General features: G+C 45.3%; 4 protein-coding genes. 2 read left to right on the forward strand and 2 right to left on the reverse strand.

Annotated elements, in window-relative coordinates; genetic code table 11:
* Positions 1-374 precede the first annotated feature (374 nt).
* Together CJ191_RS08965 and CJ191_RS08970 are read right to left on the reverse strand one after the other, a co-directional pair.
* Positions 375-1,823: an MATE family efflux transporter gene (locus tag CJ191_RS08965; RefSeq protein ID WP_083068407.1), complete on the reverse strand. Its 1,449-nt coding sequence runs from the start codon at positions 1,821-1,823 to the stop codon at positions 375-377.
* Between the two features lie 27 nt (positions 1,824-1,850).
* Positions 1,851-2,420, reverse strand: coding sequence for a TetR/AcrR family transcriptional regulator (locus tag CJ191_RS08970; protein ID WP_102199564.1), 570 nt, complete (start codon positions 2,418-2,420; stop codon positions 1,851-1,853).
* A gap of 464 nt (positions 2,421-2,884) precedes the next feature.
* Here CJ191_RS08970 and CJ191_RS08975 point away from each other — a divergent pair, with 464 nt between their 5' ends.
* Positions 2,885-4,327, forward strand: coding sequence for an amidase family protein (locus tag CJ191_RS08975; RefSeq protein WP_083068410.1), 1,443 nt, complete (start codon positions 2,885-2,887; stop codon positions 4,325-4,327).
* Positions 4,328-4,417: 90 nt separating this feature from the next.
* Positions 4,418-4,672 carry a hypothetical protein gene (locus CJ191_RS08980; protein ID WP_083068412.1) on the forward strand — a complete coding sequence of 85 codons (255 nt, stop codon included), beginning with the start codon at positions 4,418-4,420 and terminating at the stop codon, positions 4,670-4,672.
* Positions 4,673-4,835 lie beyond the last annotated feature (163 nt).

A 4,835-nucleotide genomic window follows, 5' to 3' on the forward strand; every position in this document is an offset into this window, starting at 1 on the left:
CATAAGAGTCACAGGTTTAAGTCAGCCTTAAATGACAAATATAGTAAAAAAAGATTAGCCATTTAAGACTAATCTTATTATACGAGGAATTTATGATTAACTTAAGAAGTGGGATCAATATCTTGAACAACTTCTTAAGTTACCGAGTTAATTAAAGAAATACATGCGAAAAGAGTCGTGACTTCTTAAGATACTCCTGAAACGACAGGAGTTTAGACCTTTGGTACTGAAACTGCTTAAATTTATAAACAAAAGCCCTTAAGAAGGTTGATTTTGTCAGATGCCTGACAAAATCGTCTGTCTAAGGCAAGTAATATATGCTTAAAAAAAGCACAGAACCATCTTATGAAGAGGATGGCTCTGTGCATTGACTATTATCTATTTTCAGTTATAGCATCTGCTCCACTTGATACCTGAGCAGAACTTTCCACTGCAGCTTCCGGATGGTCTGGTATCTCCGCATGATTATTTGCCAGCAGCTTCTTGAAGGTAATGAAGAAGACGATGACGGTGATCGTGACGGACAAGAAGTCGGCGATCGGTTCTGATAAGAGGACCGCATAGACTTTGTTTTCCATAAACTGCGGCAGAATATAAATCAGCGGGATCAGTAAAATGATTTTTCTGAGCAGGGCCAAAAGCAGTGACTGGCGTGATTGCCCTAATGCAATCAAAGTCTGCTGGGTGGCGATTTGTGCCCCCAAGACGAAGACGACGGCCATATAGACATTGATGGAGGCAATCGTCGTTTCCATCAGGACCGGGTCAGTCGTGAAGAAACGGATCAAGAAGCGTGGAGTCAGCTTCATGACTAGCCAGAAAAGCGTTGAGTAGCCTATAGACAGTCCGAACAGCCAGGTGAAGGCTTTTTTGACGCGCTCGTTATTTTGAGCCCCATAGTTGTAGCTGATGATCGGCTGAGCACCTTGCGTCAGTCCCATGAGCGGCAGCATCAAAGCCTGCATGAGGCTCGCGATGATCGTCATGGCACCGACGTTGATGTCACCGCCGTATGTTGACAGGGCCGTATTGAATGAAATGTTGAGTAAACTTTCGGTACTCTGCATGATGAACGGTGAGATCCCAAGACCCAAAATCCCGATCGCAAAGACTTTGTTGACTTTCAAATGTTCCTTTTTGATTTTCAAGGTCGTCTTTTTACCTAACAGGAAGTACAGGACATAAATGGCCGACATCATTTGCGAGATGACCGTAGCGATCGCTGCACCTTGTACGCCCATATCGAAGCCATAAATCAGGATCGGGTCGAGGACGATGTTGAAGACCGCCCCAATCAAGACAGCGAGCATGCTTTCTTTAGCAAAGCCTTGAGCCGAGATGAAAGGCGTCAAGCCTAGAGCAAGCTGGACAAAAATCGTTCCGAGTGTATAAAGCTTCATGTAGTCCCAGGCAAAAGGCAGTGTCTCAGCACTGGCGCCGAAGAGGACGAGGAGCTGTTCACCGAAAACGAGAAACAGAACAGTCAACGTGACTGAAATCATGACCAGCATGAAGACACTGGTTCCTAAGATACGTTCGCCGTCTTTTTTGTTACCTTGTCCCATTTTAATTGACGCTAGTGGAGCTCCGCCCATGCCTATAAAGTAACTGAAGGCCATGATGAGCATGACAACTGGGAAGGCGACACCGACACCGGTCAGGGCCAGGGAGCCGACTTCCGGGATATGGCCGATAAACATGCGGTCGACCACATTGTAAAGCATGTTGATGAGCTGAGCGACGATGTTCGGGATAGATAAAGTTAAAAGCAGTTTTCCGACGTTTTCTGTGCGCAGACGCTCTTCAGTATTTGAAATCTTCATTTGATCTTTCTCCTTTAAATCTCGTATTTAGTTGTTATCGATAGTTAGTATCACTTGAACGAACTGTTCTAGATAGTCACGATTTGCCTGGTCAGCGTCCGGGAAGGTGATCGTCAGCCTTAAGACGGTACTGACCAAGGTTTCCTGGATGCGACGCCGTGTCTGTTCGCTGAACGTTCTGTTAGTTTCGCTAGCCAGTTCTTCGAAAAGCAAGCAGTAACGCGAAGACAGTCCTTTTAGAATCTCCCGGTTGACATCATCGCTGATGACTTGCTGGCGGATCAGTTCGTGACCCACGCCTTTTCGTTTCATCATTTCAGTGTAAAGGGTCTCGTGGAATGTCGTCCACTTGGAGATACTATCTTTGTCCTGGTCGAGGATAGCGTCCAGAGCTTGAAAAGACTGATTCCAGCTATAAAGGATGGCTTTGGAAATCAGCTCTTCACGGTCAGGGAAGTAATTGTAAAGAGTCCCGACGGCGATCCCGCTGCTTTTTGCGATCCGCTTCATGCACAGCTGATCGATCCCTTCGCTGGTAACAACGTCCATGACCGCCTTGAAGACTGATTGTTCCACATCTTTGATTATTTTCGGCATAAAAAACACACCACCTGAATATTATTTAAATTTATTATGAATACTGATTCATTTTAAATGAAACTGAAAATGAAAGCAACTGATTTTCTTTAAATTGCCTTATTTTTACTTTCTAGAACAAGTCAGTCGGAAGTCAGCACGCCACTTGTACCGCAACGTGTTATTTGGAGCAAGTTACCGACTGGACAATGCCTCACTTGTACCGAGAAATCTTATTCGGAACAAGTGACTAGCAAAAAAATCCTGTACTTGCACCGCAAGGCTTAAATAGGATGAAATGAGTTCAAAATAATCGTATACTGAAGAAGATATCTTTGTGACTTAGATGGAGATTTCCAGGATACATAAGTTAAGCGCAGTCAATATTTAAAGACTGAACTCATTTGAGGAAAAATGCCAAAGTACGCTTAATCGTAGGCGTATTTAGTGTTGATGAATTTTATAATAACAAAGGGGAGAAAACGATGGGATTCAATAATGATGATTATTTAAAGGGGCAAATCGAAAAGCAGTACCGAAAGCCGAAAATATCGTCGGTGAAGCAGACACTGGATGAAGAGCTTTATGACGTGGATGAAAGGCTGATGAAAAAAGTCATTGGTAGGGATATCGAAACGCTGCAGGGGCTGGTTCGCGAGGGGGAAGCGACTTATGCCGAAATCGCTAAGTGCTTCTGGAATCAGGTTCTAAAACATAAGGACCACAATGCTGTGATTGCTTTGAATCCGGATGTGGTAAAGGAGGCTGAGAAGCTGAGCTACGACCGTTCTCACAGCCTCATGTACGGCATACCAGTCTTAGTCAAGGACAACATCGCCACGCAAGACATGCCGACGACAGCCGGCGCTGCAGTCCTAAAAGACTTCAAGCCGGAAGAGGATGCCGAGATCATAAAGCTTTTGAAGGACAAGGGCACGTTGATTTTAGGCAAGACCAATTTATCTGAATGGGCTAACTTTATGTCGACAGACAGTTCGAATGGCTATTCTGCGATCGGCGGTCAGACGAAGAATGCATTTGGTGAGTTTGATGTCGGGGGATCCAGTTCCGGCAGTGCCGTTGCGGCGGCTCTTGGATTGGCGCCCGTCACGATCGGCTCGGAAACGTCGGGCTCCATCATCTATCCGGCCAGTCAGAACGGTGTGGTGGGGCATAAGCCGACACTTGGGCTGGTTTCTCAAGACGGCATCATCCCGATTTCACATACTCATGATACAGCCGGACCTATCACGAAAACTGTTAAAGACGCAGCGATAATGTTTCAAGCGCTGGCGGATACGGAAGAAACGGTTCAATGGTATAAAGATGCTCTGAAAGGCGTCCGAGTGGGGATCATAGCGAATGAGTCGCTAAAGGCTGTGTACCGGTCAGAAGATGAAGAGATTTTATCCAAAGCAGCAGATGAACTCCGCGGCGCGGGGGCAGAGGTTTCTTCATTTACCGTTAGAGAAGAAGGCTTGAACATTGATTACCTGAATATCTTGAAGCATGAATTCAACACAGGTGTGCAGGCTTATTTTGCGTCCAGTGCCTTGACGCTGGACAAGGTCCTGGCTTTCAACGAGCAGCAGGAGGAAGACTTTGCACCCTACAACCAGGAGCTGATCCGCCAGTCGATCGAAGAGACGTATTCAGATGAAGAGATCGATGAGATGATCAGACTGAACCAGCAGACGGCTAGAAAAGCCTTAACGGAAGCTTTTGCATCTGTCGACTTATTAGTTTCGCTGAGCAACTATGCTACCGTCTTATATGCAGCCGCCGGTAATCCGGCAGTGACTTTACCCGGCCACAAAAGGTCAACGGGCGAACCGGTGGGTGTCACGTTTATTGGAAAAAGCGGCCAGGATCTTCAGCTGCTTGAATGGGCTTATGCTTACGAACAAGCATTGCCTCGCGAAGTCTAGTCTGACTATTGCTACAATCATATGCTTTGATGTGCGCATTCTCTCTTGTTATAATTAATATAGTGATAAATAAAGAGAGGAGGAATTGTTGTGGCAGAGAATGTATTGAGAGACCGCATACTTGAAATCTATAAGAGTGATGACGGGATCAACGAAAAAATTGCTGAACTGAAACCTGCATTTCCAGATGGTGAGATCATCGACGATGTCGAAAAACTATATGACGAAGGAAAACTCGAGTTGCGTTCAGACGATGATTCCGGTAAGAAAGCCTTTCTGGACCGTCCGGAAGGCAGTCAGGAGATCACCTATTTCTATCCTGAAAAACTGAAGTATAAAGGCTAAGACTTATGATTCAAAAAAGCGGCACCGGCGAGTAATGACTTGTCGATGCCGCTTTTCGTATGTGAGGGTTTGGTTTAAAGCCAGCTATAAAGATGTCAAGGAATAAATTGAAAGTTTAGGACGTGATTCTGAAGTGTGATTTTGAAGGAATTTATGTTATTGC

The sequence above is a fragment of the Aerococcus viridans genome (genome assembly GCF_002871935.1).
Taxonomy (GTDB): Bacteria; Bacillota; Bacilli; order Lactobacillales; family Aerococcaceae; genus Aerococcus; species Aerococcus viridans_B.